Origin of the sequence: Neptuniibacter sp. QD34_54 (assembly GCF_047778055.1) — a bacterium.
Lineage (GTDB): Bacteria > Pseudomonadota > Gammaproteobacteria > Pseudomonadales > Balneatricaceae > Neptuniibacter.
The window spans coordinates 1,160,188-1,186,609 of the sequence record NZ_CP180546.1 but is presented as its reverse complement, the minus strand read 5'-3'; the positions used below and the strand labels follow the sequence as shown (position 1 = coordinate 1,186,609).

29 protein-coding genes are annotated in these 26,422 nt (G+C 42.9%); 9 read left to right on the top strand and 20 right to left on the bottom strand.

Annotated elements, in window-relative coordinates:
* Positions 1-14: 14 nt before the first annotated feature.
* Entirely contained in the window at positions 15-653 is a 639-nt protein-coding gene (locus ACMXYP_RS05260; protein ID WP_415883967.1) for a HyaD/HybD family hydrogenase maturation endopeptidase, read from the bottom strand.
* A gap of 274 nt (positions 654-927) precedes the next feature.
* Here ACMXYP_RS05260 and ACMXYP_RS05255 point away from each other — a divergent pair, with 274 nt between their 5' ends.
* Positions 928-1,161 (top strand): hypothetical protein, encoded by a 234-nt coding sequence (locus ACMXYP_RS05255; RefSeq protein ID WP_415883966.1) that lies wholly within the window; start codon positions 928-930, stop codon positions 1,159-1,161.
* 106 nt (positions 1,162-1,267) lie between these two features.
* Positions 1,268-2,371: a phosphoribosylaminoimidazolesuccinocarboxamide synthase gene (locus ACMXYP_RS05250; protein WP_415883965.1), complete on the top strand. Its 1,104-nt coding sequence runs from the start codon at positions 1,268-1,270 to the stop codon at positions 2,369-2,371.
* Between the two features lie 61 nt (positions 2,372-2,432).
* On the opposite strand, the gene ACMXYP_RS05245 is transcribed toward ACMXYP_RS05250, so the two are convergent.
* Complete coding sequence (locus ACMXYP_RS05245; RefSeq protein WP_415883964.1) at positions 2,433-2,558, bottom strand: GGDEF domain-containing protein; 126 nt, start codon at positions 2,556-2,558, stop codon at positions 2,433-2,435.
* A 19-nt stretch (positions 2,559-2,577) separates the two neighbouring features.
* Positions 2,578-4,674, bottom strand: a complete 2,097-nt coding sequence (locus ACMXYP_RS05240; protein ID WP_415883963.1) for an ABC transporter substrate-binding protein — start codon at positions 4,672-4,674, stop codon at positions 2,578-2,580.
* A gap of 411 nt (positions 4,675-5,085) precedes the next feature.
* On the opposite strand from ACMXYP_RS05240, the gene ACMXYP_RS05235 reads away from it, so the two are divergent.
* Together ACMXYP_RS05235 and ACMXYP_RS05230 are read left to right on the top strand one after the other, a co-directional pair.
* A complete protein-coding gene (locus ACMXYP_RS05235) occupies positions 5,086-6,720 on the top strand; it encodes a methyl-accepting chemotaxis protein (RefSeq protein WP_415883962.1) in 1,635 nt (544 codons plus the stop codon).
* 65 nt (positions 6,721-6,785) lie between these two features.
* A complete protein-coding gene (locus ACMXYP_RS05230; RefSeq protein WP_415883961.1) occupies positions 6,786-7,148 on the top strand; it encodes a DOPA 4,5-dioxygenase family protein in 363 nt (120 codons plus the stop codon).
* Here ACMXYP_RS05230 and ACMXYP_RS05225 read toward each other — a convergent pair.
* The 6 genes from ACMXYP_RS05225 to ACMXYP_RS05200 all read right to left on the bottom strand — a co-directional run bounded on the left by ACMXYP_RS05225 (position 7,129) and on the right by ACMXYP_RS05200 (position 12,787).
* Positions 7,129-7,998: a patatin-like phospholipase family protein gene (locus tag ACMXYP_RS05225; RefSeq protein WP_415883960.1), complete on the bottom strand. Its 870-nt coding sequence runs from the start codon at positions 7,996-7,998 to the stop codon at positions 7,129-7,131. The two genes, ACMXYP_RS05230 and ACMXYP_RS05225, sit on opposite strands and share 20 nt — an antisense overlap.
* Before the next feature lie 67 nt (positions 7,999-8,065).
* Positions 8,066-9,517 carry a nickel-dependent hydrogenase large subunit gene (locus ACMXYP_RS05220; protein ID WP_415883959.1) on the bottom strand — a complete coding sequence of 484 codons (1,452 nt, stop codon included), beginning with the start codon at positions 9,515-9,517 and terminating at the stop codon, positions 8,066-8,068.
* Between the two features lie 2 nt (positions 9,518-9,519).
* Positions 9,520-10,515 (bottom strand): HupU protein, encoded by a 996-nt coding sequence (locus ACMXYP_RS05215; protein ID WP_415883958.1) that lies wholly within the window; start codon positions 10,513-10,515, stop codon positions 9,520-9,522.
* Entirely contained in the window at positions 10,508-11,836 is a 1,329-nt protein-coding gene (locus ACMXYP_RS05210; protein ID WP_415883957.1) for an ATP-binding protein, read from the bottom strand. Before ACMXYP_RS05210 ends, ACMXYP_RS05215 begins: the two co-directional genes overlap by 8 nt.
* A 49-nt stretch (positions 11,837-11,885) precedes the next feature.
* Positions 11,886-12,245 carry a TraR/DksA family transcriptional regulator gene (locus ACMXYP_RS05205; RefSeq protein WP_415883956.1) on the bottom strand — a complete coding sequence of 120 codons (360 nt, stop codon included), beginning with the start codon at positions 12,243-12,245 and terminating at the stop codon, positions 11,886-11,888.
* Positions 12,246-12,490: 245 nt separating this feature from the next.
* Positions 12,491-12,787 (bottom strand): c-type cytochrome, encoded by a 297-nt coding sequence (locus ACMXYP_RS05200; RefSeq protein WP_415883955.1) that lies wholly within the window; start codon positions 12,785-12,787, stop codon positions 12,491-12,493.
* Positions 12,788-12,970: 183 nt separating this feature from the next.
* Between ACMXYP_RS05200 and ACMXYP_RS05195 the strand changes: the two genes are divergently transcribed.
* The 3 genes from ACMXYP_RS05195 (at position 12,971) to ACMXYP_RS05185 (ending at position 16,141) form a co-directional block, all read left to right on the top strand.
* Positions 12,971-14,620 carry an EAL domain-containing protein gene (locus ACMXYP_RS05195; RefSeq protein WP_415883954.1) on the top strand — a complete coding sequence of 550 codons (1,650 nt, stop codon included), beginning with the start codon at positions 12,971-12,973 and terminating at the stop codon, positions 14,618-14,620.
* 207 nt (positions 14,621-14,827) lie between these two features.
* Complete coding sequence (locus ACMXYP_RS05190) at positions 14,828-15,172, top strand: hypothetical protein (RefSeq protein WP_415883953.1); 345 nt, start codon at positions 14,828-14,830, stop codon at positions 15,170-15,172.
* 72 nt (positions 15,173-15,244) lie between these two features.
* Positions 15,245-16,141 (top strand): LysR family transcriptional regulator, encoded by an 897-nt coding sequence (locus ACMXYP_RS05185; protein ID WP_415883952.1) that lies wholly within the window; start codon positions 15,245-15,247, stop codon positions 16,139-16,141.
* 87 nt (positions 16,142-16,228) lie between these two features.
* On the opposite strand, the gene htpG is transcribed toward ACMXYP_RS05185, so the two are convergent.
* Together htpG and ACMXYP_RS05175 are read right to left on the bottom strand one after the other, a co-directional pair.
* A complete protein-coding gene (gene htpG / locus ACMXYP_RS05180; RefSeq protein ID WP_415883951.1) occupies positions 16,229-18,154 on the bottom strand; it encodes a molecular chaperone HtpG in 1,926 nt (641 codons plus the stop codon).
* A gap of 164 nt (positions 18,155-18,318) precedes the next feature.
* The gene (locus tag ACMXYP_RS05175) at positions 18,319-19,032 is read right to left on the bottom strand and encodes a DUF599 domain-containing protein (RefSeq protein ID WP_415883950.1); all 714 of its coding nucleotides are present in this window, start codon (positions 19,030-19,032) and stop codon (positions 18,319-18,321) included.
* Positions 19,033-19,135: 103 nt separating this feature from the next.
* Here ACMXYP_RS05175 and ACMXYP_RS05170 point away from each other — a divergent pair, with 103 nt between their 5' ends.
* A complete protein-coding gene (locus ACMXYP_RS05170; protein WP_415883949.1) occupies positions 19,136-19,456 on the top strand; it encodes a DUF3301 domain-containing protein in 321 nt (106 codons plus the stop codon).
* 62 nt (positions 19,457-19,518) lie between these two features.
* On the opposite strand, the gene ACMXYP_RS05165 is transcribed toward ACMXYP_RS05170, so the two are convergent.
* The 6 genes from ACMXYP_RS05165 to ACMXYP_RS05140 all read right to left on the bottom strand — a co-directional run bounded on the left by ACMXYP_RS05165 (position 19,519) and on the right by ACMXYP_RS05140 (position 23,668).
* Entirely contained in the window at positions 19,519-19,866 is a 348-nt protein-coding gene (locus tag ACMXYP_RS05165) for a hypothetical protein (RefSeq protein WP_415883948.1), read from the bottom strand.
* 278 nt (positions 19,867-20,144) lie between these two features.
* The gene (locus ACMXYP_RS05160) at positions 20,145-20,348 is read right to left on the bottom strand and encodes a cold-shock protein (protein WP_415883947.1); all 204 of its coding nucleotides are present in this window, start codon (positions 20,346-20,348) and stop codon (positions 20,145-20,147) included.
* A 312-nt stretch (positions 20,349-20,660) separates the two neighbouring features.
* A complete protein-coding gene (locus ACMXYP_RS05155) occupies positions 20,661-20,978 on the bottom strand; it encodes a hypothetical protein (protein ID WP_415883946.1) in 318 nt (105 codons plus the stop codon).
* 23 nt (positions 20,979-21,001) lie between these two features.
* Positions 21,002-21,664, bottom strand: coding sequence for a glutathione S-transferase family protein (locus ACMXYP_RS05150; protein WP_415883945.1), 663 nt, complete (start codon positions 21,662-21,664; stop codon positions 21,002-21,004).
* A 39-nt stretch (positions 21,665-21,703) separates the two neighbouring features.
* On the bottom strand, positions 21,704-22,147 hold the full coding sequence (locus ACMXYP_RS05145; protein ID WP_415883944.1) for a MarR family winged helix-turn-helix transcriptional regulator: 444 nt from the start codon (positions 22,145-22,147) through the stop codon (positions 21,704-21,706).
* A gap of 54 nt (positions 22,148-22,201) precedes the next feature.
* A complete protein-coding gene (locus ACMXYP_RS05140) occupies positions 22,202-23,668 on the bottom strand; it encodes a protein adenylyltransferase SelO (protein WP_415883943.1) in 1,467 nt (488 codons plus the stop codon).
* 99 nt (positions 23,669-23,767) lie between these two features.
* Here ACMXYP_RS05140 and ACMXYP_RS05135 point away from each other — a divergent pair, with 99 nt between their 5' ends.
* Complete coding sequence (locus ACMXYP_RS05135) at positions 23,768-24,091, top strand: MGMT family protein (RefSeq protein WP_415883942.1); 324 nt, start codon at positions 23,768-23,770, stop codon at positions 24,089-24,091.
* Here ACMXYP_RS05135 and ACMXYP_RS05130 read toward each other — a convergent pair.
* The 3 genes from ACMXYP_RS05130 to ACMXYP_RS05120 form a co-directional block, all read right to left on the bottom strand.
* Positions 24,088-25,092: a class I SAM-dependent rRNA methyltransferase gene (locus ACMXYP_RS05130; RefSeq protein ID WP_415883941.1), complete on the bottom strand. Its 1,005-nt coding sequence runs from the start codon at positions 25,090-25,092 to the stop codon at positions 24,088-24,090. The two genes, ACMXYP_RS05135 and ACMXYP_RS05130, sit on opposite strands and share 4 nt — an antisense overlap.
* A gap of 63 nt (positions 25,093-25,155) precedes the next feature.
* Positions 25,156-25,740 carry a DNA-3-methyladenine glycosylase I gene (locus ACMXYP_RS05125; protein ID WP_415883940.1) on the bottom strand — a complete coding sequence of 195 codons (585 nt, stop codon included), beginning with the start codon at positions 25,738-25,740 and terminating at the stop codon, positions 25,156-25,158.
* Positions 25,741-25,767: 27 nt separating this feature from the next.
* Positions 25,768-26,337 carry a phosphoribosyltransferase gene (locus ACMXYP_RS05120; RefSeq protein WP_415884643.1) on the bottom strand — a complete coding sequence of 190 codons (570 nt, stop codon included), beginning with the start codon at positions 26,335-26,337 and terminating at the stop codon, positions 25,768-25,770.
* Positions 26,338-26,422: the final 85 nt, after the last annotated feature.

Below are 26,422 nucleotides of genomic sequence, written 5' to 3'. Positions count from 1 at the left end.
TATGCCAAGGCACATTAACTGGTACCTTCGGTCGATTTAATAAATCGTGGATCACCCTGCCGAAAAGCTTCATATTCAGATGGACGACCACCTTCATACGAATTCAACCCCAACTCACCTGGGGCTAACTCTTCAGGAGTGCAGTTATCACCAATTGGCTCAACACCTAATTTTTTAAGGTAAGCCAAAGCAATCTGAATGGCAGGCTCAATTTGAACGCGAACAGATTCACGCAAACTGCCGCCAAAGTCTTCTAATTCAACAGGCTGACAACCGATGAGGAGTAAGTGCTTTGGATAGCTTCCAGTAAACTCAGCCATAGCCAACACTTCTTGAAAACCAGTTTGATGGAGGCTCATCTGTTTAGCCCCCATAAACTTAGGCACATCATCATCATGGATGACTTTTAACGTACCCGGCTCCAAGCCATAATCGATGGCATCAAACACGACAAGTACATCAGCGGCTTGAACATGTTGCACAAGGTAAATTCCTTGTGTACCACCATCCATTAACTTGGTTTTATTTGAAAAGCGGTAGTTTTGATTTAGCGTTTCAACGCAACGTACACCAAATCCTTCATCCGCCCAGAGGATATTGCCTATTCCGAGGATAAGCACATTTTTATCTTGATAGAGCGTATCTTCTATCATTTACAGCACACCCGACTCTGTCTTGAAATTATTTTTGTTATTGCAGAATCAATTTACAAAGAATGTGCCAAGTCATTAATAATGGGTAAAACACCCGTAACGCCTAACTCTCAAGCAAACAGGCAAACAAAAACCAAAAGCCAAACAATAAAAATCCTCTCAACTTTCAACAAAACTGAAAACTTACTTTCCACTAATAGGATTTCACATAAGTTATTGGTCGTATAACATCCAGTTCTGCTATACTGTCTTTCGATTTTTTTGCTGTTTCGGAGTGATCAATTCCCACATGACTGAAGATGAGTTATTCAGTCGGCTCGCTTCACTTTCATCAGAGCAATTGGACGCCATTCATAACAAGCTGTTACAGAAAGTAGAACAAAAGAAAGCTGAACGAGAGCGACTTAAGAAACTACCCCCGCGAAATTCCAACGATTTGGAAGCACTCGCTGATATACAAGGTTTAGATTTAAGCTCACTGCTACGCGATGCCAAGCGCTATTCCTAAATAGCATCTAATGAATGTAACGTGATAGTTTGTAGCAAAACGATTTTCACGCTTTATCTCGCATAAAGCATTTACACGATTTATTTCTAGATACAGGACATTTTCCATGGGTCTTGCTGATAAAGTATTGGCTGTTAATAACGATCTTCCCATCCGTACTGACCTACCAGTTCATAGCGGCAAGGTTCGCTCTGTTTACTGGCTGACTAAAGAAGACAGCCAACGTCTAATCAAAGAGAAAGGCTACAACGTTCACGAAGGTGCCGAACTTGCAGTCATGGTGATCAGTGACCGTATTTCTGCCTTTGAATGCATCTGGACAGGTCAAGGCGGCATGCAAGGCGTACCAGGTAAAGGCGCTGCGCTAAACGCAATATCTAACCACTGGTTTAAACGATTCCGCGAAAACGGGCTTGCTGACAGCCATATTCTAGATATTCCTCACCCACTGGTTTGGATTGTCCAGAAAGCAAAACCTATTATGATCGAAGCGATCTGCCGCCAATACATTACTGGCTCCATGTGGCGTGCATACGCAAAAGGTGAGCGCGAGTTCTGCGGCATTCAAATCGCTGAAGATCTAGAAAGAGATCAAAAGCTACCCGAGCTACTTATCACACCATCAACCAAAGGCATTCTAAAAGGTGTTCCGGGTGTACCCGAGGTAGATGATGTAAACATTACTCGTAATGACATCGTCAATAATTTCGAAGCATTCAAGTTCCTACAAGCTGATGATGTTGAACAATATGAAAAGCTTTTGAAAGAAGGCTTTGAAGTAATCAGCAGTGAACTAAGCAAGCTTGATCAGATCTTTGTAGATACCAAATTTGAGTTTGGTTATGTCACTGATGCTGAAGGTAATGAAAAGCTTATCTACATGGATGAAGTTGGCACGCCTGATTCCTCTCGTATCTGGGACGGACCTGCCTATCGCGAAGGCGAAGTGATTGAAAACTCCAAAGAAGTATTCCGTCAGGAGCTTCTAAACCACTTCCCTGACTCAGATATTCTAGTAAATAAAGACCGTATGGAAGAGCGCTACGCACTTGCACGCGACAATGAGCTTCCAGCCTCTTTAATCCAGAAAGTGTCTGACACTTATGTAGGCATTGCAGAGAAGATCATCGGTCAAAAGCTACAACAATCTGATAATCCTAAAGCTGAGATTATTGAGATTCTGCGTAATGAATACCAACTGATCGATTGATATTTGCAGAAAACGTAGTTTATAAAAGGCCGCTCTTTACTAACAGCGGCCTTTTTCTTTTTTAGCTCAAACGCACACAGTTTTTACCTTCACCTTTGGCACGATACAAAGCACTATCAGCCCGCCCAACCCAACTTTCAATACTTTCACCTTTAACATACTGAGCAACCCCAAAACTACTTGTCACAGCCTGAGGAAGATCAAAATCATTTGGCTATTGCCTCTCTAAATTTCTCGGCTATATCACCCGCATCTTGCAGGCCAGTCTCCAGCATCAAAAACAAGAATTCTTCTCCACCCCAGCGTCCAAAACGATCTGTTTTGCGTGACATACCGGACACTAACATGGTTAATTCAGTTAAAACCTTATCGCCTTTAACATGCCCATAGGTATCATTAATCCCTTTAAAGTCATCTATATCAAAAAATATTAGAGACAACTTCCAGTCATGGCGCTCAGCTAATGCAGTAAATTCCTCCAGTTCAGCTCGCAATTTACCGCGACTCAAAATACCAGTAAGCGCATCTTTTTCAGCAATTGTCCGAAGCATTTTATTGTAAGAAAGCATGTGCAGATAACGGTAGAGTCCAACACCTGCCAATACAGCAACACAAGCAAGGATTCCCCATAGCAATCGGTAATCTACGGAATGCTTGTGCTCAACCTGGGCCCAACGCCGATAGATATTTTTATGCTCTTCAGAAGATATAGAAGCGATCGACTTGTTAATCGCGTTCATTAAATAAGGCGAGCTGCTTTGACCAACAGCAACACTAATATCCCAGTTATCCCGCAGCTGATCACTCAATACCACACCTTCTATCTGTTGAGAGCGTAAAACATGAGTAATGCTAGTATGCCCTCCAACAAAACCATCGATTTCACCAGAGAGCAGCATACGTATACCCTCTCGGTTTTCTCGAACTGGCACTAATGTCATACCAGGATACCGATCGCGCAGAATGTCGTGAAATGCAGATTTATCGACGACACCGACCGTCATATTAGGCAATGACTTTGCCCCTTCCTCCGCCCTCATAGCCACTACTGCCGGCACGCTCAAATAGGGATGGGAAAAAGCTAAATAGCTGCTACGATTAATGGTCTGCATTGCCCCTGCGATGACTTCACACTGACCACTTTTTGCAAACTGTATCGTAGAACTCCACGTTTTAGTCGCTATAACCTCAAAAGGAATATTTAAGTTACCAAATATCAATCTAAGATAATCAGCAACCATCCCTACGTGGCCACCATTCTGAAAAGACTCATAGGGATACCAATTCGGGTTAACACAAACCTTCACCTTGCCTCTATTTTGGATGTAGTCCAATTCTGCTTGGCTTAACCGGAAAATATTACTTGGCGGGCGATAAACAAAATCGGAAAAATCATAACCCAGAAAAATACTGCCAGTAATTAGATAAACTTGGGCCATCTCATTGAATTTATTTACAGACAATGTGCCAAAATTACCGTCCTTATCAAAAGCAACTTTTTTCAACTCCTGCCCTTCAAAGACTAATGCTTCAACACTTTTACCTTGAGAATTATAGCGATTGAAGATCACTTGAGCCGTTTCAGCAATATTATCAAAGGCATACATCCAGCCTTTGATAGATGCGCGATAGAATTTATCGACAACTTTAGGGTTTTGTTCAATATATTCTCGAGAGGTAAAGAGAATATCTGAGTACATATCAAAACCGTAATCCTTAGGGTGGATAATATTGTACTCAACCCCCTGCTGATCCATTAGATAAGGCTCATTAGAAATATACGAGGCCATTGCATCCGTTTTGCCGTCGATAAGATCTTGTACGTTGTAACTATGTTGCTGCTGTTCAAAGTCCGAAATCGTAATACCTGCCTGCAACAGCATCGCAATAATTTCACCTACCTTTTTAGCATCATTGGTGATCATTATTTTGCGATCTTTTAGATCGGACGAGAGCAAAATACCTGAATCTTTTCGACTAAGGAGCATCAACGGCGATTGTTGATAAGCAGCAAACATTGCTACCACATCTGCACCAGCGTTTTTATCGATCAACAACGAGGTACGACCTACACCAAACTGGCTCTTTCCCGAGGTCACCTCTCCAACCAAATCAATACTAAAATCAAACTCTTTTAATGAAACATCTAAACCTTCTTCTGCATAAAAACCTTTTTCAATCGCCATGTAATAGCCAGCGAATTGAAATTGATGCTTCCATAACAACTGCAAACTTATTTGTTCTTGGGCGTGTACAGAGGTAACGACAAAGTACAATAAGATCACTCGAACAATAATGCCCATTGAGTATTCCTTAAACAACAGTAATGCGCTTTTCTAGTGTAGAACAGAGAAAAAGAATTAAAACTTAGGAAGTATAATTTATTGGAAATTCCATTATCAAATTAGATCAAAACTTATCCACTTTTTTGACCGGCCAACATACGCTTATTTCTTTATCGATCACACACTAACCGCATGAAAATCATACATTTTCTATAATAAATCATACAAAAAATGATCAACATCTAAATTAATATAAGATAATTTTAATTAATAGTTGTAATAAAACATTGAGCAGCTATAACTATAGTAACAGTGGATGTATGCAGTAGTTAGGTTACTGTTTGGTCTGTGGGGGACCGGCCAGGGATCTGAACAATACAAGTTCAAAGGCTCTAATAATTTTCTCACCGAAAGGTATGAGGACATATAATGTTATTAAGCGGTTTGAGCATTCGCACTAAGCTCGTTCTTACATCCATACTTCCGATTATTGCTGTAGCCATCATTATCGCCACCTCTCTAAATGAGCTAAAACAGGCCGACGATGGGGCTGCACGTATCTATGAAGACCGTGTGGTACCTCTAGAAGATTTAAAACTTATCGCAGATGATTATGCGGTTTTTGTTATCGACGCGGTTAACAAAGCTAATGCTGGGATCATGACCGGTGAAGAAGCTTTAAAAGGCGTTAAAGACGCACGAGCTGAGATTTCTGAAAAGTGGCAAAAATATATGGCCACAACTCTAACAGCTGAAGAGGAACAGCTAGCCAAAGAAGCTGAGACCTTATTTGTAGCTGCGAACCAATCCTTAGATAGCCTCGAAAAAGCTATGAGCGGTATGAGTAGCGGTTACATTGCCGGTCAATTACAGGATTTCGATGGTCCTCTATATGACACTATTGACCCAATCAGTGAGAAGATCGCAGAACTAATTAGCCTTCAGCTACGTGTAGCTTCTGAAGAGCGCGAAACCATTAGCAATGCTTACGATACAGCAATCATTATCATGATCGCTTTAGGCGTAGCTGTTGTAGCTCTACTCGGCATCCTTAGCAAGTTAGTTTACCACTCTGTAAAAACCCCCCTAGATGCTTTAAGCAATTCGATGGATAAAGTAGCTAGCCAGTCAGATCTAACCGCCAATGTACCTGTACAAGGCAATGACGAACTCACTGAAATCAGCACTAACTTTAATAAAATGTTAGGCCACCAGCGTAAACTAATTGGTGATATTGGTAACGCCACTCAACAACTTGCGTCTGCTGCAGAACAGATGTCTTCAATCAGCTCACAAGCTAATCACAGCATTAATAATCAGCGGCTAGAAATTGAACAAGTGGCAAGTGCCATGAATGAGATGGTATCCACTTCTCAAGACGTAGCAACCAATGCAGAGCATGCGGATAGCCAAGCGAAAATGATGCTTGAGCAAGCTTCACAAGGTAACGAAATCGTATCAGCAGCAGTTTCCGCCACCAACTCGCTAGTAGGTAACGTTTCTCAGGTATCTGAACGTATTACTGCCGTTGAGAACGATAGTGAGAGCATCGGTTCTATCATTGGTGTAATCAATGACATCGCTGAACAAACCAACTTGCTAGCACTCAACGCAGCGATTGAGGCAGCACGTGCGGGTGATCAAGGTCGAGGCTTCGCCGTAGTAGCCGATGAAGTTAGAACACTAGCACAGCGTACTCAGCAATCCACAACTGAGATTGAAAATGCAATAGAGCGCCTTCAATCCGGTACACGGACTGCTGTATCAGCAATGGAACAGAGTCAACGCGAAGCTGAACAAGCGGGTAGCAAAGCATCTGAAGCTGGTGATGCACTACAGGGCATCTCTGAGGCAGTGGGTATGATTACCGATATGAATACTCATATCGCCTCTGCAAGTGAGGAGCAAACTAGCGTAGCCGAAGAGATCAACCGATCACTCGTTGCTATCAATGACGCATCGCAAGAATCCGCAGACGGTGCAACTCAGATCTCAGCAGCCAGCGAGCAATTATCTCGCCTATCTGTTGATCTGAATGGGAAAGTGAGTCAGTTCAAGATTTAATATCTCTGACTCAGCTGTTTAAAGCGCCCTTTAATGAGGGCGCTTTTTGTTTATAGGGAAGAACCATGCAACTGTTTAACGCCTATCACGCCCATATCTATTTCGATGAAAGCAGTTACGCCGAAGCCGAATCACTTGTACTAAAAGCGAGCGAAGCGTTAGAAGTTAAAACAGGTAGGCTTCATCAAAAGCCGGTAGGCCCGCACCCAACAGGCAGCTGCCAACTGAGTTTTAATGGCAACCGGTTCGCGGAAGTTGTTCAATGGCTGAATTACCATAGAGATAATCTAGATGTCCTTATTCACCCAGTGACTGGGGATGACCTTAAAGACCACCGTGATTACGTCATGTGGTTAGGAAAATCTTACGAAATAGATCTATCTATCTTTATTAAACGGCAGAAACGATCTAATCCAGCGTCGCAATAAAAGCCCGCGCACGCTGCTTACCAAGCTCGATAAGTGGCTCAGCTTTATGGAACTCCAAAATACCGCAGGCATTTCGAGGTATCTCAATTACGCCATCCGGCGGATACGCTGCTAGCTTCTGCCTAGCAATAGTTCCCTGCATGGTATCGAAGGCCTGATGGGCCACATCGTACATACTCAATGAGCGACCTTCCTCTTCATCTGACTTATATAGTTTTTCGACAAAGCTATGCACGCGCTCTTTGAAACTACGATCCGTTTCCTCTTCGTGCCTCTCCTCAATAAAGAGACCGTGCTCAACTGCGCCGCCTAAATTTACGGCAACAATTTGATCGGTTTGATCATTAAAACAAGGCGCTATAGGAACCGGATTTAGAATACCGCCGTCCACTAGAAAAGAATCACGGTAAGGCACGGGAGAGAAAAACATAGGTAAAGAAATAGACGCCCGAATCGCATCAAAAAGTGATCCAGAGCTCATCCAAACCTCTTTTTCATCATCGATATCAGCAGCGATTGCAGTAAATCGAATAGGCAGATCTTCAATTTTCCAATCGCCGACTAACTGGACTAAGGTGTCCATTATCTTATCGCCCTTCACAAGGCCATCAGATCGCCAAGTCAAATCGAGTAAACTTAGAATATCCGTCTTATCAATCGCCCGGACCCAAGCCTCAAATTCAGCTAATTTGCCAGCAGCGTATACCCCACCAATCAAAGCGCCAATAGAACAACCGGAAATCGATTCAATCTTATATCCAGCTTGTTCCAGTTCATGAATAATACCTATATGAGCTAGACCTCTAGCACCACCGCTACCCAGTACTAACGAAATAGACCGATCTTTCATAAATTAAGCATTCCTTACCTTTTCATGTCCCCTGGCGACTACGCTAAGTCACAACAATTTAAGATCGCTAATGAACCGTACAGACCATACAAGGATCAAAAGACCGAACAATATGTTGAACTGACACCGGCTCTTTTTCTCCATCCTGCACAGGCGCACCGACTAAAGCTTGTTCTAAAGCTCCCGGCACGGATTGGCTATCTCTCGGTGAGAAATTCCATGTCGTAGGCGCTATGATTTGATAATTACTGATCTTACCTTTTTCAACACTGATCCAGTGTCCTAGACTTCCTCGAGCAGCCTCAATCATACCTACTCCGGAACCCTCTTTTGGCAACTTTCCTTGATGACAAAAATCAGCCTGTGGATTCAGTTGCGCAGCCCATTTCTGCATCTGAGGGATCACCAATGCTAATTCCAACAGTCTCGCAATAATACGATTTTCAACATTACCACCAGAATGGTTTATAAGGTCAGTGATGAGTGGATGGCCATTAATAAGCTGACGTGAAAGTGCGCCAACTTCCATGACTTGGCGATTAAACCTTGGTGCTTTACACCAAGTGTACGCGTCTTCATTAGCTAACGACGGGTTCGTCTTACCCTCTTGAGGCGGTAATGGTTCAGGCTCGGATTCCATCCAAGAATATGCTAGGTCTTCAGTGATAGAACTTGGTGCTAATACGCCAGTTTCCCCATGGAAATTCACACCCGGTTTAAACATCGGTTTGCCCTGCAGCGGATAATTCCCATAACTTAAAAATTGATTAGTACTACGGCCTAAATTGCTCAGTTCCAAATCAGCACTTAAATGCAAGAACGTGCGGAAATCGCTCTGACTCCAATGCTCTTTTGAGTACCATTTTTCTAGCGCTGATAGAGAATCTAACTCACCCACCTCTTCTAGGTCAGCACCAAATAACTGCTCTTCAAGAAAGCCTCTAAACGCAGATAGAATGGTTAAGAGCCTAATCCTTTCTTGAGATTCGATTGGTTTCGTTGTCCCACCTGGTTGAAGACTTAAGGTATGTGGCCACTTACCAGCCATCAAGCCCATCAGATGTAGAAACTCAGCACGAGCAGGTAGCATCACGCGTGTTGCTGTGCCCGTTTTAGCTTTAAAGCGCTTACTCACAGCCTCAAACCAATCCTTACCTGCATAAATATCACGACTAAAATCAGGCATAAAGAACAGATAAAAGTGCGTCAGGAGGTCCGTCATATTTTCGTTAGCTAACACGAGATTAGTCGCTAGCTCGCCATTCTCTGGCATTTCGAGCTGCATCATATCCGCTAATGCTCTGGCGCAAGCGACTGATTGACTTACCGAGCAGATACCGCAGATACGTGGGGTATACACCAACGCATCCATCGGATTTTGCCCATGCATAATCCGTTCAAACCCTCTAAACATTGGAGAGTTCACTCGCGCCCCATTTACCTGTCCTTTGGCAATATCTAAGCTAACTTCCAGATCCCCTTCCACACGATTGAAAGGACCCACAACTATTCGGCTCATATCTAACTTTTTCTCTTATGGACTGTGGGTGGATAGATCAATGTTTCCGAAGTCGCATTCTTGCGCAAACGATCCGGCGTCGCCGCTTTCGAAAGAGAGGCCAAAGCGACAAACCAAGCTTTGGGCATATCTGTAGGCAACCCGACCGGAATACCGGCCACTTTCGGAGTCTGCATAAAACTATGCATAGGCTCTTCAAACTCGGGCGCAGTGCAATTAATGCAGGCATAGCCTCCTTTGGTACATGAGCCCTCGCCATTCCAAGGGCGTGTATTACAATCAGCATGCGCTTGGGTGCCAAGGCAACCCATATTTTCCATCATGCAGCCTAGGTCGCCAGGATTTTCCGCACTGGCTTTGTACTCATAGAATTCATTGCGACTGCAGCCATGATGCACCAAATGATCAGCATACATTCGCGGTCGACCAAATTGATCTACTGCCTCTTCAGAGTGCTCTCCTAACGCCAAGCTAATTAAGGTTTCTGTTACCCAGTTAGGATGAACGGGGCAGCCAGATATATTGATCGTATTAAAACCAGAGACCGAGCGATATTCAGCCCCTAAAATGCCACCAGCGACTTCCCCTTCAAACTGTAAACCTGCAGCATCTGTAATATTCTCGCCTGCTGCTGATATGCCGCCATAGGCCGCGCAAGAGCCAATCGCGATCGTATATTTTGCTTTCCGTGCTAATTTTTGGACCCAGGTCATCATCGACGTATTAGTGCCGCCTAACATATGAAAGCGGCCCGTACCATCAGGGCCTCTGGGCACAGCCCCTTCAATACATAAAGCATCTAACTTAAGTTCATTTGCGAGGATTTTTTCTAAAAGCTCTGTTACTTCTGAACCAGTCTCTTCACTCAACGATGGGTGCCATAACAGATTGATATTGGCGGCTTTGAAGGTAGACATTAGATCAGGCGATTCAGCATTCAGGAGCGACATAGAGCAGCCACCACAACCTGCAGACTGAAGCCAAAGAAGATTAAACATCCTTCGCCTCCTCAGTTGGTAACACTAAAACAGCCATTGCTCCACCTTCATCACGGTTAAAGATGCGCAGTTCACCGCCGTGCTCCGAAACGATTCCATAACTAATCGACAAACCTAAGCCAGTCCCCTGACCGACAGGCTTAGTAGTAAAGAAGGGGTCAAACAAGCGAGATAGATCATCTTCACAAACTCCTGGCCCTGTATCGCTAACCTTAAATTCGACTCTGCCCTTAAATGATTCGGCCTCTAAGGTTAAGCATTGCTGCTCACAACTTTGCATAGCATCAACCGCATTTTGAACAAGGTTAACAACCACTTGATGAATCTGCCCAGAGTGGCCAACTGCTTTTAAATCTGATGGGATATGCTCAACAACCTCTACTGGCTGTTTGCTCTCTTTAATAATCCAGTGCAACGCCGTTCTGATCACATGCGTGAGATCAAACAAGGTTTTCTCAGACTCTTGAGTTGAAGAGAACTGCTTAAGGTCATTAACGATCTCTTTAACTCGATCCGCCCCTTCCATAGTGCCAGCCACCAACGAATTAAGATCACGAATTAATTTATCTAAACGTAATTCTTCACGCATCTCTTTGAGCTGGTCTCGAGGCTGCCCCTCGTTTATTGCATCAAAATACTGACTTAATCGATCAGTATAGCGCTGTAGTGCATGCATATTGCCATAGACAAAACTGATCGGGTTATTCAGCTCATGAGCTACACCGGCCACCAAGCGGCCTAGCGAGGCCATCTTTTCTGATTGCACCAAACGCTCTTGAGCCAACTTAAGCTCGGCATGGGCGCTATTTAGTTCGATATAGGCTTTTTGCAGCTCACCCAAAGGGCGGCCGATTAACACCATGCCCACTAATCGACCACGATGATTTTTACGTGGTGAGCAATTCATTGAAAGCGGTATAGAACCATCCACCCCATGCAGTTCAATTTCGCAATCACGCACAGGCTGAACCCGTACCTGATTAATCAGTCCATTAACTTTTTGCAAAAAACGGGGATCAACTAGATCTGTAAAGTGATTGCCAACCAGCTCTTCACCTAACTTGCCTGTTAACATCTCTAAAGCGCGGTTAACTTGTTGTATCTGCCCTAAATGGTCACAAACAATCAGCACATCACTCATAGAGCTCTGAACACTATCCAGGAACTGCTTATTTTCTTGCAGTTCGGCATTCTTCTCTTCAACTTCTACTTGAGAATGCACAAGATCAGCATACGCTTCATCCATTTTTCGGATAACACTAACCCAAGCATCATCGACACCCGGATCAAGCTGCGGCGCATCGTTATTCTTATCTGACATAGCGGCTCTTTAACTCAAAACACTCGTGACCTTTAAACAGACGATACCTTTAAGATTCCTGTTCCTGCTGGCAAGTAAGGCAATATAGGGACTCAGGTCGCGCACTTAATCTCGCAAATGAAATCAACTCCCCGCAACCTTCACAAAATCCATATTCTTCATTATCTATTTTGTGCAAGGCGTCTTCGATCAGTTGAATGCGCTCTTGGCACTGACGCAAGTTTGCTTTCGCCATACTTTGATGTTGCAATGCATCACCTCTAGATACACGGCCAAATGCTTGCTGATCGAGATTCACAGGTTCCGCAGCATGCTTGAGCGCAGAAGCTTCCTCACCTAGTTCATCACGCAACTGATGGAGCTGTTTAAGTAATGTATCTACTTGAGTTTCATCAATAAAATCAGCCATATACGCCTCATACGAATCCAGCTTCAATAAACCTAATATACAGTTTACGGTTTTAGCAATAGTGCAGGTATTACTTATATTCTAAGGTCAGTACAGCGTGGCATAAATAATTCATATTAAAAAGACTGAATTACTACGAAAAGGAACAGGATTGAAAAGAGATAGGAAAGGAGGAATTGTGTAATCTCTACCGAAATACAGCAAAAGACTCTGCCATATTTCGATAGAAAAAGCTCAACACTAGATTATTGAGCTAGAAGCACTTCAACCGCTTCTTTTAGAGTTGCTTCATCACAGTCAGTACAAGTGCCGCCTTTTGGCATAGCACCTTTACCCTGAATAACGGTCTGAACCATTGCATCAATGCCAGCCGCACTACGTTTATCCCACTCTGCCTTATCACCAGGTTTTGGTGCATTACCTACACCTGCCACATGACAACCTTTGCAATGCTTATCGTAAACAGCTTGGCCGTCAGCCTGTGCTCCGAAAGAAACAGCTACCAACAAGCCACAAGCGATACCCTGAACTAACTTACCCATAAATCCACCTCACTGAATTTTTAATTTTCATTCAACAGCAAATTCAATTAAAAATCCTTGATCCAGCGCATAAAGACTAAAAGGTCTGTTCAAATTTCAACAAATTCCATCCGATGGATGAATTTTGGTGATACAACAATTTATGGTAGCGTTGAACCACTATAGGGATTAAGTGAGCTAATTGTGAAAACGCAAACACTCCGCATATGGAACAGGCAATACCTCGCACCTGCGTTAATCAGCGCAATTATTACGCTATTTATCACTCTATTTATAAGCTATGAACAGGCTGAACAACACAAGCAACTCCAGCAACGTGATCTAAAAACCAAAGCTCGACAACTGTCTGAATGGCTCGATATCAACTACAGCATCATTAACAACGTACTGATCGATTTAGAAAAACTTAGCAATCAATGCAGCGAAGAGATCCTATTCGACATGCGCAGCATTATGTTTAACGTCGCCCCTGTTGTAGAGATGGGTATTATTGATGCTGATGGTCAGCTAATCTGCACAAGCTGGAAAAAACACGAAAAGCCTATCTTCGTCACACCTCCCCCTAGCCAACTCGGTTTACGCTTCCTAGGCCCCGTAAATGTCGAGTATATGAAACAACCTGCTTTTGTACTTGCGCGAAGTCTGAAAAAAGGTGGGGAAGTTAACGCACTCGTCAGAATTAGTTGGCTTAAGAACCAGTTACAGAACCGCTCTAGTGAACTTGGCTTTACCGGCCTAATCCATAGCGATACTGGGCGACCAATTATTATGAATGGACCTTATGCCAGGCCTCAATCTGGTTTGAGACTACCTATAGATCAACCCAAAGTAGTGGAAGCTGAATTTGATAACGGACTTGAGCAAGTTGCCGCCTATAGCCCACTTATTACCTTTCCTGAATTAAGCGTGGTTATAAGTGACGAGAAACAGATCATCTTTGGTGATCAAAGAAACTTAAGCATACAAGGTATTGCCCTATGTTTAAGCGTTTGGCTTCTGCTCACTCTACTTTTCCAATACCTTATCGTCTATTTATCAGACAGCGCCCACTTACTAAAAAAAGCAATCAAGCATGGTGAATTTTTCAACCTCTATCAGCCACTGATCAAAGCTTCAGATAAACAGATCATGGGCGTTGAGGTATTAATGCGCTGGCAACATCCAGCTGAAGGCTTAAAAAACCCTGTTACCTTTATCCCAGAAGCAGAAGAAAAAGGATTTATAAACAGGATGACTTCACAGCAGCTTAAAAACTGCTACGACGAGTTACGCCCTATCCTACTAAGCCATCCAGACTTCATAGTAACCATCAATATATCCTCAAATCATCTACTAGACGCTAAATCAGTACGAGAACTAATCCACTACAAAACCCTCATTCCTAACTTGGTTTTAGAAGTTACGGAAGATGTATTGGTCGATGGTGCAGACGATCGAATCCAGAAAGCCTTTATCAAACTAACGGCAGCAGGTATCGAAATCGCTATAGATGATTTTGGCACTGGCTACTGTGGCCTGCATTACCTCGGCCAACTACCGGTTAAATACCTAAAAGCGGACAAATGCTTTATCGCATCCATAGGGACTGATTCGATCAATAGTCATATATTAGAGATGATTGTAAGTTTGGCGAAGAAGCTAGATCTAATCACTATCGCAGAAGGCGTAGAAACACCACACCAAGTTGCCCATTTAGATAAACTCGGTATCGAAATGCACCAAGGCTGGCATTACAGTAGAGCCATACCTGCCCATGAACTAATTCAACAGATTAAGATTACTGAACAACGCTCAAAGCAGTCTATTGAAATCAAAGAGGAAGTCACTTGCTAGGCATAGAACTAACGCTGAAAGCACTGAAACGGGTCTATTTTTGAATAAGTGTAGACATCCGCCTGCATCCAAAAAACAATGCATTAAGACTAAAATCCGCCCCATTTCATCGAATAATTCGAAGTAAAACACCTATAAAAACTGTTCAAAACAGATTTATTCTAAGCAAATATACTCCAAACGAAATCAGAACATTGGAGTGTAGTCATGAAAGCCATTTTGAAATACCCATTAGAACTCTCTGACAAAACCCAAACTCTGACCCTAAGAGAAGGCTTTAAACCCGTTCGATTTGAGTATGTAATTTCGGATCAATCACTTTGCTTATGGGTCGAAGAGCCACTACTCAGCTCCATCCCTTCACAACGTTTTAATTTCAAAGTGAAAAGAACGGGCGAGCCTGTAAATGATCAGTTCTCTTATCTGTTAACCGCTCTAGATTCTTTTGGTCCAGAGGCTTATCACCTGTTCATGGTTGAAGAAGACAAGGTAACTGAATCTAGACATAAACCAACTGTGTTAAAGACAGTTCAGCATTCCATTACCTCTTAAGCACTTCCCATTTTGATGAGGGTTATACTTACTTATCATCTCTGAGTTCACTACCAAGGGTGAAACCAATTTATGAGTAAGTATAACCTTCGTCATCTTTATTTCTTTTGGCTAGTCGCTAAGGAAGGTTCGATCGCCAAAGCCAGTGAGATTGCAGATTTAACGCCACAAACAATAAGCAGCCAAATTTCTTCTCTAGAAGAATCCATTGGTGGTCTGCTGTTCAAGCGAAAAGGCCGAAACTTACTAATTACCCCTTTAGGCAAGCAAGTCGCTCGGTATGCCGATCAAATGTTCAGTATCGCAGAGGAACTAGATCGTTTTCTCGAGGAAAAGCCACAAAACCGCCCGATTAACTTAAACGTTGGCATCTCATCCTCCATCCACAAACTCATCGCCTATCACCTGATCGAACCTGTTTTTGAGATTGATCAGGAAGTGACGCTGAATAGTACAACCGGTATCCCCGCTCAACTGCTAACACTGTTAAGCCAGAAGAAAATTGATCTGTTGCTGACTGACGAACTCCCTGAATACAATGCAGATTCCAATCTGTTCATCTACAAACTCGATTCATCGACCGTATCTTTGTTTGCAGAGCCTAAAAAAGCAGCCGAGCTACGCGAGAATTTCCCCATCAGTATGGATAAAGAAACCTTCTTATCCAATGCAATTAATGCCCCCTGGTTTGCCCAACTAATTCAGTGGTTTGAAGAACACCAAATAAGGCCTTATGTAAAAGCTCAAATTGATGACAGTGCGTTAATTAAAGTCTTCGGTTCTAAAGGGCATGGGGTCTTTGCTGCACCAACAGTCATAGCTGAAGAAGTCTGCCGCCAATACGGGGTTGAGTGTATTGCTGAAATTACCGAGGTAACTGATGACCTCTATGGAATAACGCGCAGAAGCAGTTCAAGTAATCCCACTGTCAATGCTATTTGTAAACGAGATCAATCCTTACAGATCTGACATTTCAAACATGCCGTTAATCTAGAGTATTGCGCCCACAAAAAAGCGGCTCTATATGAGCCGCTTGTTTAGAACCTAACTACTTAATTAAGCACTTAGCTCAAGTAGTAGTTTGTTCAAACGCGCAACATAGCTTGCTGGATCATCTAGCTGTGCGCCAGCGGCCAGGCCTGCTTGATCGAATAGAACAGAAGCCAGATCACCAAAGCGGTCTTCGTCTGCTTCTTTATCTAATTTTTCGATCAGTGGGTGCTCAGGGTTTACCTCAAATGTTGGTTTAGTGTCTGGCACTGCCTGACCTGCTGCTTCCATAATCTGGCGCATCTGAAGACCCATATCCTGCTCACCCAGAACAAGACATGCTGGAGAATCAGTTAGACGGTTCGTGATGCGAACATCGGCAACTTTTTCACCTAGACTAGTTTTCAAGCGATCAACTAGGCCTTCTAGTTCTTTAGCCGCTTCTTCCTGCTCTTTCTTCTCTTCTTCTGTTGCTGTCTCTTCTAGATCTAGCTGACCTTTAGTAACGTCTTGGAAGGCTTTCTCATCGTAATTTTGAAGCTGGCTCATCATCCAGTCATCAATACGATCAGTCATCAGCAGTACTTCGATACCTTTCTTACGGAAGATCTCCAAGTGCGGGCTGTTTTTCGCTGTGTTGTAGTTATCAGCAACAACGTAGTAGATCTTGTCCTGACCTTCCTGCATACGCTCGATGTACTGATCCAGAGATACATTCTGCTCTTCGCTATCAGCATGAGTAGAAGAGAAACGCATCAACTTAAGGATCTTCTCACGGTTACCGTAGTCTTCCGCAGGACCTTCTTTTAGAACCTGACCAAACTCTTTCCAGAACGCTGCGTATTTTTCTTCATCGTTCTTACCCAGTTTGATTAGCATATCCAGAACACGTTTTGTTAGTGCGCTGCGCAGCTTATCAACGTTGGCATCTTTCTGAAGAATCTCACGAGATACGTTTAGGGATAGATCTTTAGTGTCGATAACACCTTTCATGAATCGTAGGTATAGAGGCAAGAACTCATCTGCCTGATCCATGATAAATACACGTTGCACGTATAGCTTAAGGCCTTTTGGCGCTTCACGGTTCCACAGATCGTATGGTGCACGCTCTGGCACGAACAACAGACTGGTGTATTCCATGTTACCTTCAACGCGGTTGTGCGCCCAAGTCAATGGATTACCAAAGTCGTGAGAGATGTGCTTGTAGAACTCTTGATATTCTTCTTCAGAGATCTCTGATTTGTTACGTGTCCACAGCGCTGTTGCACTGTTTACTGTTTCATCTTCTGGCTCTTCAGCAGCGGCGTCTTTCTCTTCACCCTCTTCACCGAAGTTAGGCATCGCCTCTTTATGCATGATTACAGGGATAGAGATATGGTCAGAGTACTTACGTACCAAACCACGAAGTGCGAAACCATCTGCAAAGCTTTCTTCACCCTCTTTTAGGTGAAGTACGATGCTGGTACCGCGACCGGCTTTTTCAACTTCACCAATAGTGAATTCGCCTTCACCTTCAGATACCCAGTGAACGCCCTGCTCGGCTGGTAAACCTGCTTTACGCGTGAAAACTTCTACTTTGTCTGCAACGATGAAAGAGGAGTAGAAACCAACACCGAACTGACCAATCAACTGGCTGTCTTTGTTCTGATCGCCGGTTAACTGAGATAGGAATTGTGCTGTACCCGATTTAGCGATCGTACCTAGGTGTTCGATCACATCATCGCGGCTCATACCAATACCATTGTCCGCGATAGTTAGGGTCTTAGCTTCTTTATCAAAGCTGATGTTGATCTTTAGATCGCCATCGTTTTCATAAAGCGCGCCATTTGAAAGCGCTTCGAAACGCAATTTTTCTGCAGCGTCAGATGCGTTAGAAATTAGCTCACGCAGAAAAATATCTTTATTTGAATACAAGGAGTGAATCATCAAATGAAGCAGTTGCTTCACTTCAGTCTGGAAACCGTGAGTTTCTGTACGCGTTTCAGTAGTCATCAACACTTATCCAATATGTCTGTTATTTCTAAAACTACAGCGCTGCGCTAATGCAACAAAGCTGTAGTGGAGAACTTGCTAAACCTGAGCAAGCTCTCCGCCAATAACTGGAATATTGGGACGTGCTAAACCTTTTCAAGCGTAAAGGGAGAGGTTTTTAACTTTTATTCCCCAGCACTCATCATCAATGTTTTGAGGGTAGACGATTTGAATTCACGTCGATAGAGCACGAACACAACGCCAGCTGTTAGACCCATGAAGATCCATGGGTTAATAAACCAACCCAAAATCGCCAAACAGAAATAGTAGGTACGCAGACCAAGGTTAAAACTGTTTGCTGCCATTGAGGTCATTTTAGCGATCCGATTAGAGTGTGCATCCGCCTGCTGCTGGGAAATATGTTCTTCAGGCCCCGGGGCACCGCCAATCATGATAGAAACAAATCCGTACTGCCGCAGACTCCAGGTAAATTTGAAGAAGGCGTAAACAAATAACGTAATCAGAAGAAGGATCTTCAATTCCCACTCAGCACGCGTCGCGTGGAAGGTAAACGGGATATCCGCCACAACATCAATCGCTTGTTGAGTAGAACCTAGTATGGTCATCAAGCCCGCAAGGATTAGCATGGTGGTGGATGCAAAGAAGGATACACTACGTTCTAGATTGGCAATCGCCGTTGTATCGGCAATTCGCACATCTCGGGTAAGCATCCGTGTCATCCACTCTTTTCGATACATGTGTAAAACACTGGCAAGGCAAGGCGTTTCATAACTGCGTTTACGCGCGTAATACATATAGCCTTTGAAGCAGATCAAAAACCATACAAGTGCCAGAAGATTAAGCCAGTTATCCATTACAAACTGGGAGATAGATGACATCTATTCGATCCTGAGTAGAAAATTAATCGTGCAATCTGAAACAACTCATTGTAAAACAAGTCACAATCAAAGGAACCCATAAATCCTTGGAAACAAGAAATCGATGTATATAGATATTGAAGCCCTCTTCTGGATCACCTTAATCATCTTTGCGATGTATCACTGGTGGCAGTCGCAAAAGATTAAAGAGGTCGCACTTAGATATACCCGCAGGCAGTGTAAAGAACTTGAGCTACAGCTTCTTGATGACAATATTAACTTGAGAGGTTTTTGGCTTAAACGCGATGCTAAGGGGCAGATCCGTATCTGGCGCTCGTATAATTTCGAGTTTTCCTCTACAGGCGAAGAGCGTTATAGCGGAAGGGTTGTAATTTTAGGCAAGGCGATCACCGACTTTCAGCTCGATCCCCATCGGATGCAGTAATCCAACCAGCGCCAAAGCCCTAGTATTAACATCTATATACTAGGGCTTTTGAATACATAGCTTTATAAAGTAGGGTTGTATAATGCTTCTATCATATAGGTTGATTCAGCCTCGTCTGACATCATTTCTCCCGCCGCAGTTGGATTCATTTCAAACTGCCTATTGATAGAATCCATATCAGTCATCATTCCAGGAGTATAGCTTCTGGAATGGTTAAGCAAATCACTAATAAATACTTCACTTTGGGTGACTTCATTCATCTCTCTCTCAGGCAAAGCATAAGCCCATAAAAGCGTTCTTGCTTGTGGATTAAGCAAATTATGAATCATGGTATCTTGCTGAGTGTGAGCTGAAGCGACACTAGGGATTAACAAAGAGAGTGCTAGAGTAGTTCCGAGTATAAGTTTCATAATCAATACCCCGACGCAAATTACGCGTACTTTATATCGACTGCTATCCTTCTCCTATTCCATTACATCCAAGGGCATTAGCTGCTCTTATATGGCAAGCTCAAGGAAGATTGCAGGAAGACCTACCAACTTCTGTTCCTGAGCGCTTTTATAAATATACGATTTACCGCTTAAATTGGACCACAAAGAGCGGAAATAATTCACACTGACTGAATTTCAGGCATAAAAAAAGCAAGGCCTTAGCCTTGCTTCTTTTCAAACTGAATATCAGTTAAGGATTAAACCTTAACGATGTTCTCAGCTTGTGGACCTTTCTGGCCTTGAGTTACAGTGAACTCAACTTTCTGACCTTCAGTCAAAGTTTTGAAGCCGTCGCCTTGGATCGCAGAGAAGTGTGCGAAAACGTCTGGGCCGTTTTCCTGCTCGATGAAACCAAAACCTTTTTCTTCGTTAAACCATTTAACTGTACCAGTAGTAGACATATCTATAGTCCTATATCTTTCAGAGTAATTTTTGCCTTTTTACAGGCGGATTGTGCTGGAAGTGCTGTGATTACTTATGAAAAACAGGACGAGGTACTGATAGAACTTCGAAATGGTGTACATAAATATACGGCTTACTTTCAAGCGATCTTCATTCTATAGAGCTATCTATGGAAAGGTCAACGATTTTTTTCCCTTAAATTCAATCATTTCAATCTAATTATAGAGATATGAATGAATCGTAATATTTGAGCCGTTTTTACCCCTCTTTGCTTAGCTAAGAGGGGTAAATTATGGTGACCGAACTAATTATTAAAGACGGGTTGTTAACAAGTTCTGAATCATTGCGAATTGTGCATCGCTCTTCCCTCTTTTCTGCCGGCTTCCAACTGCAGTTTTATCAGCTTTAGCTACGTCACTTTTCAAATACGGCGTATTTAAATCTGCGATCATTACTTTAGATTGATCAGCTACCGAACTTCCTTCGGCATTAGCTTGATGCTGGACATCAGCAGTGCGCGTTGCTGGACTGTGAAGATAATTGATCAGCTCCTCTTGTTGATCTGCAAAACTCTGTGTTGCAGGAATTAGAAGTACAGCCAATAACATACTTTTATTTAATGTTTTCATAACACACCTTATTTCATTTGGTTTTATTTACACAATGTAAATGCATATACATGCTTTAGGATCATAAAATTCTTTAAATTTTGCTTTGTTTCCATCCACCAAAGCTGATTTTCTAAACGCTGCAGCCACTCATGTAGATTGCTGTAGCCCTCAATAGGGATCTCAGCCTCTCGCCAGAACATCAATGTAGAGGCAACAGAAATGTCAACGATGCTAATATCATCTGAAATCAGAAAATCCTGCCAAGATAATTGCTGATCTAAAATTTCTGCATATCTCTTAAAAGAGTTATCCAGTGCAGCTAACCTCTCTTCATCTGACGCTAAGCCCCACAAAGGCCGCATCACACGATGATGAGCAAAACCGCTACTGGCAGGACTCCATTCAGAAGCTTGCCAATTCAGCCAGCGCATCACCTCAACCTCCTCCTGGAAGTTTCTCGCTGACAGTGACGAGTTATATGCCTTAGCTAAATAGAACAAAATTGCGTTAGATTCCCACAACACTTTGTCCTTATCCTTTAAAACTGGAATCGTGCCATTCGGGTTTAAACTTAAAAACTCTGTCCTCTTTTGTTCACCTTTATTCAAGCTGATCAGTTTTAGCTCAGGTTCAATCTGTAATTCAGCCAAAATCAAGCTGACCTTGATTGCGTTACAAGTTAAAGGGTAAGTAAAAAGCTCCATAACTATCACCATGCATATACATGTATTTATATGTAAAAATTAATCCAATTTCACAACGGTATCACTTAAAGAAATAAGCTGCTCACTTAACTCTGGCCCTAATTCTTTATAGATTTTCTGCTGTGCTTTAAACCATTGCTCTTTTGCCTCAAGGAACTTAATTCTTCCTTCTGGTGTTAGACTCAGATTTTTCTGACGTCTATCCGTCACACTAGGTACTGATGAGAGGTAACCTTCTCTAAGCAATGGTTTCAAATTTCTTGTTAAGGTTGTCTGGTCCAAAACCAAAATACTCTGTAGCTTTTTATTTGTAGCTACATCTAGTTCATGAACAACATATAAGATACTGAATTGCCCACCCGTTAAACCTGCCTCAGCTAAATACTGATCATAGATTCGGTTTAGAACCCTGACAGCCTTCCTCAAACTGAAGTTAATGCACGGGAGCTGTTCTAGCTGCTTTATGTTGTCTTGATTATCCATGAGATTAATTATATATGCATATGCATGATAATCAACCTCTATTTAAAAATAATTTTAAGAGGAACAAGTTAAGCTGATTCCACCCGCCCATTCTGGAGCTGCTTCTGCATAGCGCTCAAAAGCTAAATTATCCTGCATCGGATTATTCAGCAAGGTCATCAGATCATTAACTAAAGTAAAGTCCCCCTCAGTCGCAGATCGAATCGCCTCTTCGGCCATATAGTTACGTAGAATAAATTGCGGATTAACCGAGCGCATTTGAGCTTTTCGAATCGGTTGACTCGCAGGCTCAGTTTCCAAACGCTGTTCGTACTTCAATAGCCAAGGCGTTAAAGCTGATGGATAGCTGATCCGCTTCATCAAATCAGTAATTGATTCATCACTACCATCAAAATTAGAGAGGGTGCGGAAGAATCGATTCATATCGACATTTTGCTGCGCAAATAGCTGTAACAATTCACGTACAAGCTCACTATCACCCTGCTCTTCTGTCTGTAAGCCTAAACGACGTCTAAATTCAGTTAGCTCTGCTTTTTTATATCGCTCGGGGTAGCTATCTAATAGCGCGATCACTTCATCCTTATTAATCAATGTTAATAATGCCTGACCTAGACAGGACAAGTTCCACTGCACAATTTCTGGCTGCCGTTCAAAAGCATAGCGGCCTTTATGATCATTATGGTTACTTACAAGCTTCGGTTTATAGGTATCTAAAAAGCTGAACGGCCCATAATCGAAGGTTTCACCGAGGATCGACATATTGTCAGTATTTAAAACCGCGTGGACAAAACCATAAGCTTGCCATTTTGCAACTAATTCGGCGCTGCGCTGAATAACCTCTTCATACATCGCCTGATAAGGGTTATCGGCCTCTTTAAACTGCGGGTAGAAACGATCTAAACAGTAATCAGCTAAGACTTTTAACTCATCATGCTGACGGGAGTAATAGAGATATTCAAAGTGCCCAAAGCGGACATGACATTGAGTCACTCGCAAAAGTGCCGCACAGGGTTCCATCATGCCATCACGCATCGCCAACTCTTGACTGCCAACTAACGCTAAAGCACGCGTGGTTGGAATACCTAAACCATGCATAGCTTCACTGATCAGGTACTCGCGGATGCTGGAGCGTAGTACAGCTCGGCCGTCACCAAAACGAGAGAACGCGGTTTTACCTGAACCTTTGAGATGAAGATCCCAGCGCTCGGCTTTATTGTTTACAACCTCCCCCAGCAATAGACCACGGCCATCACCCAATTCTGGGTTATAAACCCCAAACTGATGACCTGTATATTTCATGGCGAGGGGCTGACTACCTGGTAATAGCGCTTGACCACTGAAATATTTAGCCAAATCTGCAGACTGGGTACTGTTAGCATCCAGATCCAGCAAAGTCGCAACAGTAAGGTTAAATGCAATTAAAAAGGGATCATTTAAGGGAGTTGGCTCTATCTGTTGATAAAACAGATTTGGCAACCGCAAGTAGCTGTTATCAAAGTTGAGGTTTTCAAGCGAAGCCATGATGATAGTATCCCTTAACTCTTGGTATAGACTTTCTATTACCCTAGCATTTTACTCAGGTACTATCATCCCCTCTCTTATAAGGTTATTTTCACTGCTATGACTAACACCTCAAACAGCCCAAGTTACCAAGAGAAGATCTGGCAGATTGTTGCCATGATCCCAGAAGGAAAAGTAGCTACCTACGGTCAGGTTGCAGAGCTGGCAGGGTTATCAAAGATGGCTCGTGCGGTGGGTAAAACACTAAGCCAATTACCTAAAGATACACAATTGCCTTGGCATAGAGTTATTAATGCTCAAGGTAAGATATCTTTCCCACAAGATAGTGAAGCTTACTTCCGTCAGAAAGAACGATTAGAAAATGAAGGGGTAAGCCTGATCAACGGTAAGATCAGGCTGAAGGATTATCGCTGGCAACCTTAAAAATGAAGCGCAGCAATCTTTAAGGGATGCTGCCCATCAACTGAAGGGAAATCAATTTCAGGTTGCAGTAGTTCGTAATCCACCACAGGCTGCCCTGCTTTATTAGCGCAGCGCTTAACCAGATCTAGCCACTCATCCATTTCTACTTTTGCAACATTGTTAGTACACACCAAAGTTCCGCCTGGTTTTGTGGATAGGATGGATGGTTTTAATACGCTTTGATAATCACGAATTAGATCTACAGTACCAAAAGGGCTTTTCGCCCAACGCGGTGGATCTAGATAAACCAGATCAAATTGTTGTTCATCAAGCTTAAGGTACTGACGAGGTTTCTGACCTCTCTTTACACGTTGCTTGATTGGAATGCCTGCAAACTGTTTTGCTGCGGTAAAGAAGTCACTTTGAATAAACTCAATTCGATCTCCAGATAGCTGATTAAGCTCAGCATTCTCTCTACCTACATCTAAGTTTCGCTCTGCAAAGTCGACATTCACCACTTTGGATGCGCCCGCAACAGCCGCACAAACACCGACACCACAGGTATAAGAGAATAAGTTCAGGACGGACTTATCTTTTGCATGTTCTTGAACGTAACGACGACCAACACGCATGTCTAGAAACAGTAGCGGATCTTGTCCCGCATGTTTACCTCTCACGCGGTAATTAATACCCAGCTCCTGACCAACGAGTTCTAATCCACGTTTATTATGCTCATCTTCACGGCGAGAGTTTCGTGCGCTGCGATCGTTATACACGACCTCTCCTATTTCAAATAGAGGCGCATAATGCTCACGAATCAGATCGACTTGATCAGCAGATAAAGCTTCATGAAAAGTTTGGATTAAAAGCTGCGGACCGTAACGATCGATGGTTAAACCAGATACTCCCTCATTCGTACCATGAAATAGGCGGTAACAGTTGGTATTTTCAGCATGTAACGCAGGTAATAATTCAGCACGAGCTAAATCAGCATGCTTTAACAGGGAAGTAAGATCCGACATTTGAACGTCCATAATCAGTGAAGCGCTGCATTGTACCTCTTCACTTACCTATCAGCTAAGCATTTATCGATCCGTTCGACAACAGCATTCGGCAAGGTGATCGTCAACTAAGCCAACAGCTTGCATATAGGCATAAATGATTGTTGAGCCGACAAACGACATGCCACGTTTTTTAAGATCTTTCGAAAGCGCATCGCTGATATCAGTAGTCACTGGAACGTCTTCAAATTTCTGCCAATGGTTCACAATTTGTGTGTTATCGACATAGGCCCACAGATAATTGGAGAACGAGCCAAATTCATTCTGTATCGTTCGGAAAGCTAGGGCATTTTTTCGTGCGGAATAGATCTTAAGCTTATTGCGGATGATATCTGAGTTTTCACGAAGAGCTTCCAACTCTGCGTCATTCATATTCATAACTTTTTCGACATCAAAGTTATAAAAGGCTTTGCGATAGCCTTCCCTTTTACGCAAAACCGTTTCCCAGCTTAAGCCAGCTTGTGCCCCTTCAAGGATCAACATCTCAAAGAGCTTTCGATCATCGTGCTCAGGAATTCCCCACTCATTATCATGATAATCGGCATAAAACTCTTGTCCCGGTTTATTACCAAAACAACGCTTTTTGCCATCTCTTTCCGATACTTCCATAAGGGTTCCTTAATAACGTCAAGACGCTTAAAAACGACCTAATTCAGCCATCTTGGCAGCAACAGCCGCAAATTCGGGTTTATTCTGTAAAATTTCAGCTTGGGTCAAACCTTCAAGTTCATGAGGAAACACTAACCAATCCTGACTTTTATGCACATAAAAATCAGGCTCTGAATCTGTTTGGTTATTTTCAGGCTTGTAATAAGGAGTCGCTATTTTGATCTCTGGCGTGTTCTTCTTACACGCCGCTTTTATCTCTTCAATCGTTCGCGCAATGCTTAACCCCGAATCATGCACATCATCCACGATAAGGAGGGAATCCTCAGACTCTAAGCGCTTAATCAAATAGGTTAAACCATGTACTTTGATCTGTCGGCTGCGCTCACCTATACCTGTATAAGATGAGGTTCGAATTGCAATATGATCAGACTGAATGCCTAGGCAAGCTAGTACTTCCTGTACCGAGATTCCTACAGGCGCGCCCCCTCGCCAGACTCCGACGATGTAATCGGGGCGAAAACCACTATCAAAAATCTGCAGCGCCATCTGGGTAGAATCTTCTAACAACTGCTGAGCGCTTATATAAACTTTGTTCATCAGCCCTAGTTCACTCACTAAAAAACATGAGGAGTATCATAGCCTTTCAGAACACGATTTAACAAAGCGGGAATGCTACAGGAAG

What these genes read in the sequence shown, in the direction of transcription:
- ACMXYP_RS05260 (WP_415883967.1), bottom strand. Translation starts at nt 653, where the DNA reads ATGATAGAAGATACGCTCTATCAAGATAAAAATGTGCTTATCCTCGGA.
- ACMXYP_RS05250 (WP_415883965.1), top strand. Translation starts at nt 1,268, where the DNA reads ATGGGTCTTGCTGATAAAGTATTGGCTGTTAATAACGATCTTCCCATC.
- ACMXYP_RS05240 (WP_415883963.1), bottom strand. Translation starts at nt 4,674, where the DNA reads ATGGGCATTATTGTTCGAGTGATCTTATTGTACTTTGTCGTTACCTCT.
- ACMXYP_RS05235 (WP_415883962.1), top strand. Translation starts at nt 5,086, where the DNA reads ATGTTATTAAGCGGTTTGAGCATTCGCACTAAGCTCGTTCTTACATCC.
- ACMXYP_RS05230 (WP_415883961.1), top strand. Translation starts at nt 6,786, where the DNA reads ATGCAACTGTTTAACGCCTATCACGCCCATATCTATTTCGATGAAAGC.
- ACMXYP_RS05225 (WP_415883960.1), bottom strand. Translation starts at nt 7,998, where the DNA reads ATGAAAGATCGGTCTATTTCGTTAGTACTGGGTAGCGGTGGTGCTAGA.
- ACMXYP_RS05220 (WP_415883959.1), bottom strand. Translation starts at nt 9,517, where the DNA reads ATGAGCCGAATAGTTGTGGGTCCTTTCAATCGTGTGGAAGGGGATCTG.
- ACMXYP_RS05215 (WP_415883958.1), bottom strand. Translation starts at nt 10,515, where the DNA reads ATGTTTAATCTTCTTTGGCTTCAGTCTGCAGGTTGTGGTGGCTGCTCT.
- ACMXYP_RS05210 (WP_415883957.1), bottom strand. Translation starts at nt 11,836, where the DNA reads ATGTCAGATAAGAATAACGATGCGCCGCAGCTTGATCCGGGTGTCGAT.
- ACMXYP_RS05205 (WP_415883956.1), bottom strand. Translation starts at nt 12,245, where the DNA reads ATGGCTGATTTTATTGATGAAACTCAAGTAGATACATTACTTAAACAG.
- ACMXYP_RS05200 (WP_415883955.1), bottom strand. Translation starts at nt 12,787, where the DNA reads ATGGGTAAGTTAGTTCAGGGTATCGCTTGTGGCTTGTTGGTAGCTGTT.
- ACMXYP_RS05190 (WP_415883953.1), top strand. Translation starts at nt 14,828, where the DNA reads ATGAAAGCCATTTTGAAATACCCATTAGAACTCTCTGACAAAACCCAA.
- ACMXYP_RS05185 (WP_415883952.1), top strand. Translation starts at nt 15,245, where the DNA reads ATGAGTAAGTATAACCTTCGTCATCTTTATTTCTTTTGGCTAGTCGCT.
- htpG (WP_415883951.1), bottom strand. Translation starts at nt 18,154, where the DNA reads ATGACTACTGAAACGCGTACAGAAACTCACGGTTTCCAGACTGAAGTG.
- ACMXYP_RS05175 (WP_415883950.1), bottom strand. Translation starts at nt 19,032, where the DNA reads ATGTCATCTATCTCCCAGTTTGTAATGGATAACTGGCTTAATCTTCTG.
- ACMXYP_RS05170 (WP_415883949.1), top strand. Translation starts at nt 19,136, where the DNA reads ATGTATATAGATATTGAAGCCCTCTTCTGGATCACCTTAATCATCTTT.
- ACMXYP_RS05165 (WP_415883948.1), bottom strand. Translation starts at nt 19,866, where the DNA reads ATGAAACTTATACTCGGAACTACTCTAGCACTCTCTTTGTTAATCCCT.
- ACMXYP_RS05160 (WP_415883947.1), bottom strand. Translation starts at nt 20,348, where the DNA reads ATGTCTACTACTGGTACAGTTAAATGGTTTAACGAAGAAAAAGGTTTT.
- ACMXYP_RS05155 (WP_415883946.1), bottom strand. Translation starts at nt 20,978, where the DNA reads ATGAAAACATTAAATAAAAGTATGTTATTGGCTGTACTTCTAATTCCT.
- ACMXYP_RS05150 (WP_415883945.1), bottom strand. Translation starts at nt 21,664, where the DNA reads ATGGAGCTTTTTACTTACCCTTTAACTTGTAACGCAATCAAGGTCAGC.
- ACMXYP_RS05145 (WP_415883944.1), bottom strand. Translation starts at nt 22,147, where the DNA reads ATGGATAATCAAGACAACATAAAGCAGCTAGAACAGCTCCCGTGCATT.
- ACMXYP_RS05140 (WP_415883943.1), bottom strand. Translation starts at nt 23,668, where the DNA reads ATGGCTTCGCTTGAAAACCTCAACTTTGATAACAGCTACTTGCGGTTG.
- ACMXYP_RS05135 (WP_415883942.1), top strand. Translation starts at nt 23,768, where the DNA reads ATGACTAACACCTCAAACAGCCCAAGTTACCAAGAGAAGATCTGGCAG.
- ACMXYP_RS05130 (WP_415883941.1), bottom strand. Translation starts at nt 25,092, where the DNA reads ATGTCGGATCTTACTTCCCTGTTAAAGCATGCTGATTTAGCTCGTGCT.
- ACMXYP_RS05125 (WP_415883940.1), bottom strand. Translation starts at nt 25,740, where the DNA reads ATGGAAGTATCGGAAAGAGATGGCAAAAAGCGTTGTTTTGGTAATAAA.
- ACMXYP_RS05120 (WP_415884643.1), bottom strand. Translation starts at nt 26,337, where the DNA reads ATGAACAAAGTTTATATAAGCGCTCAGCAGTTGTTAGAAGATTCTACC.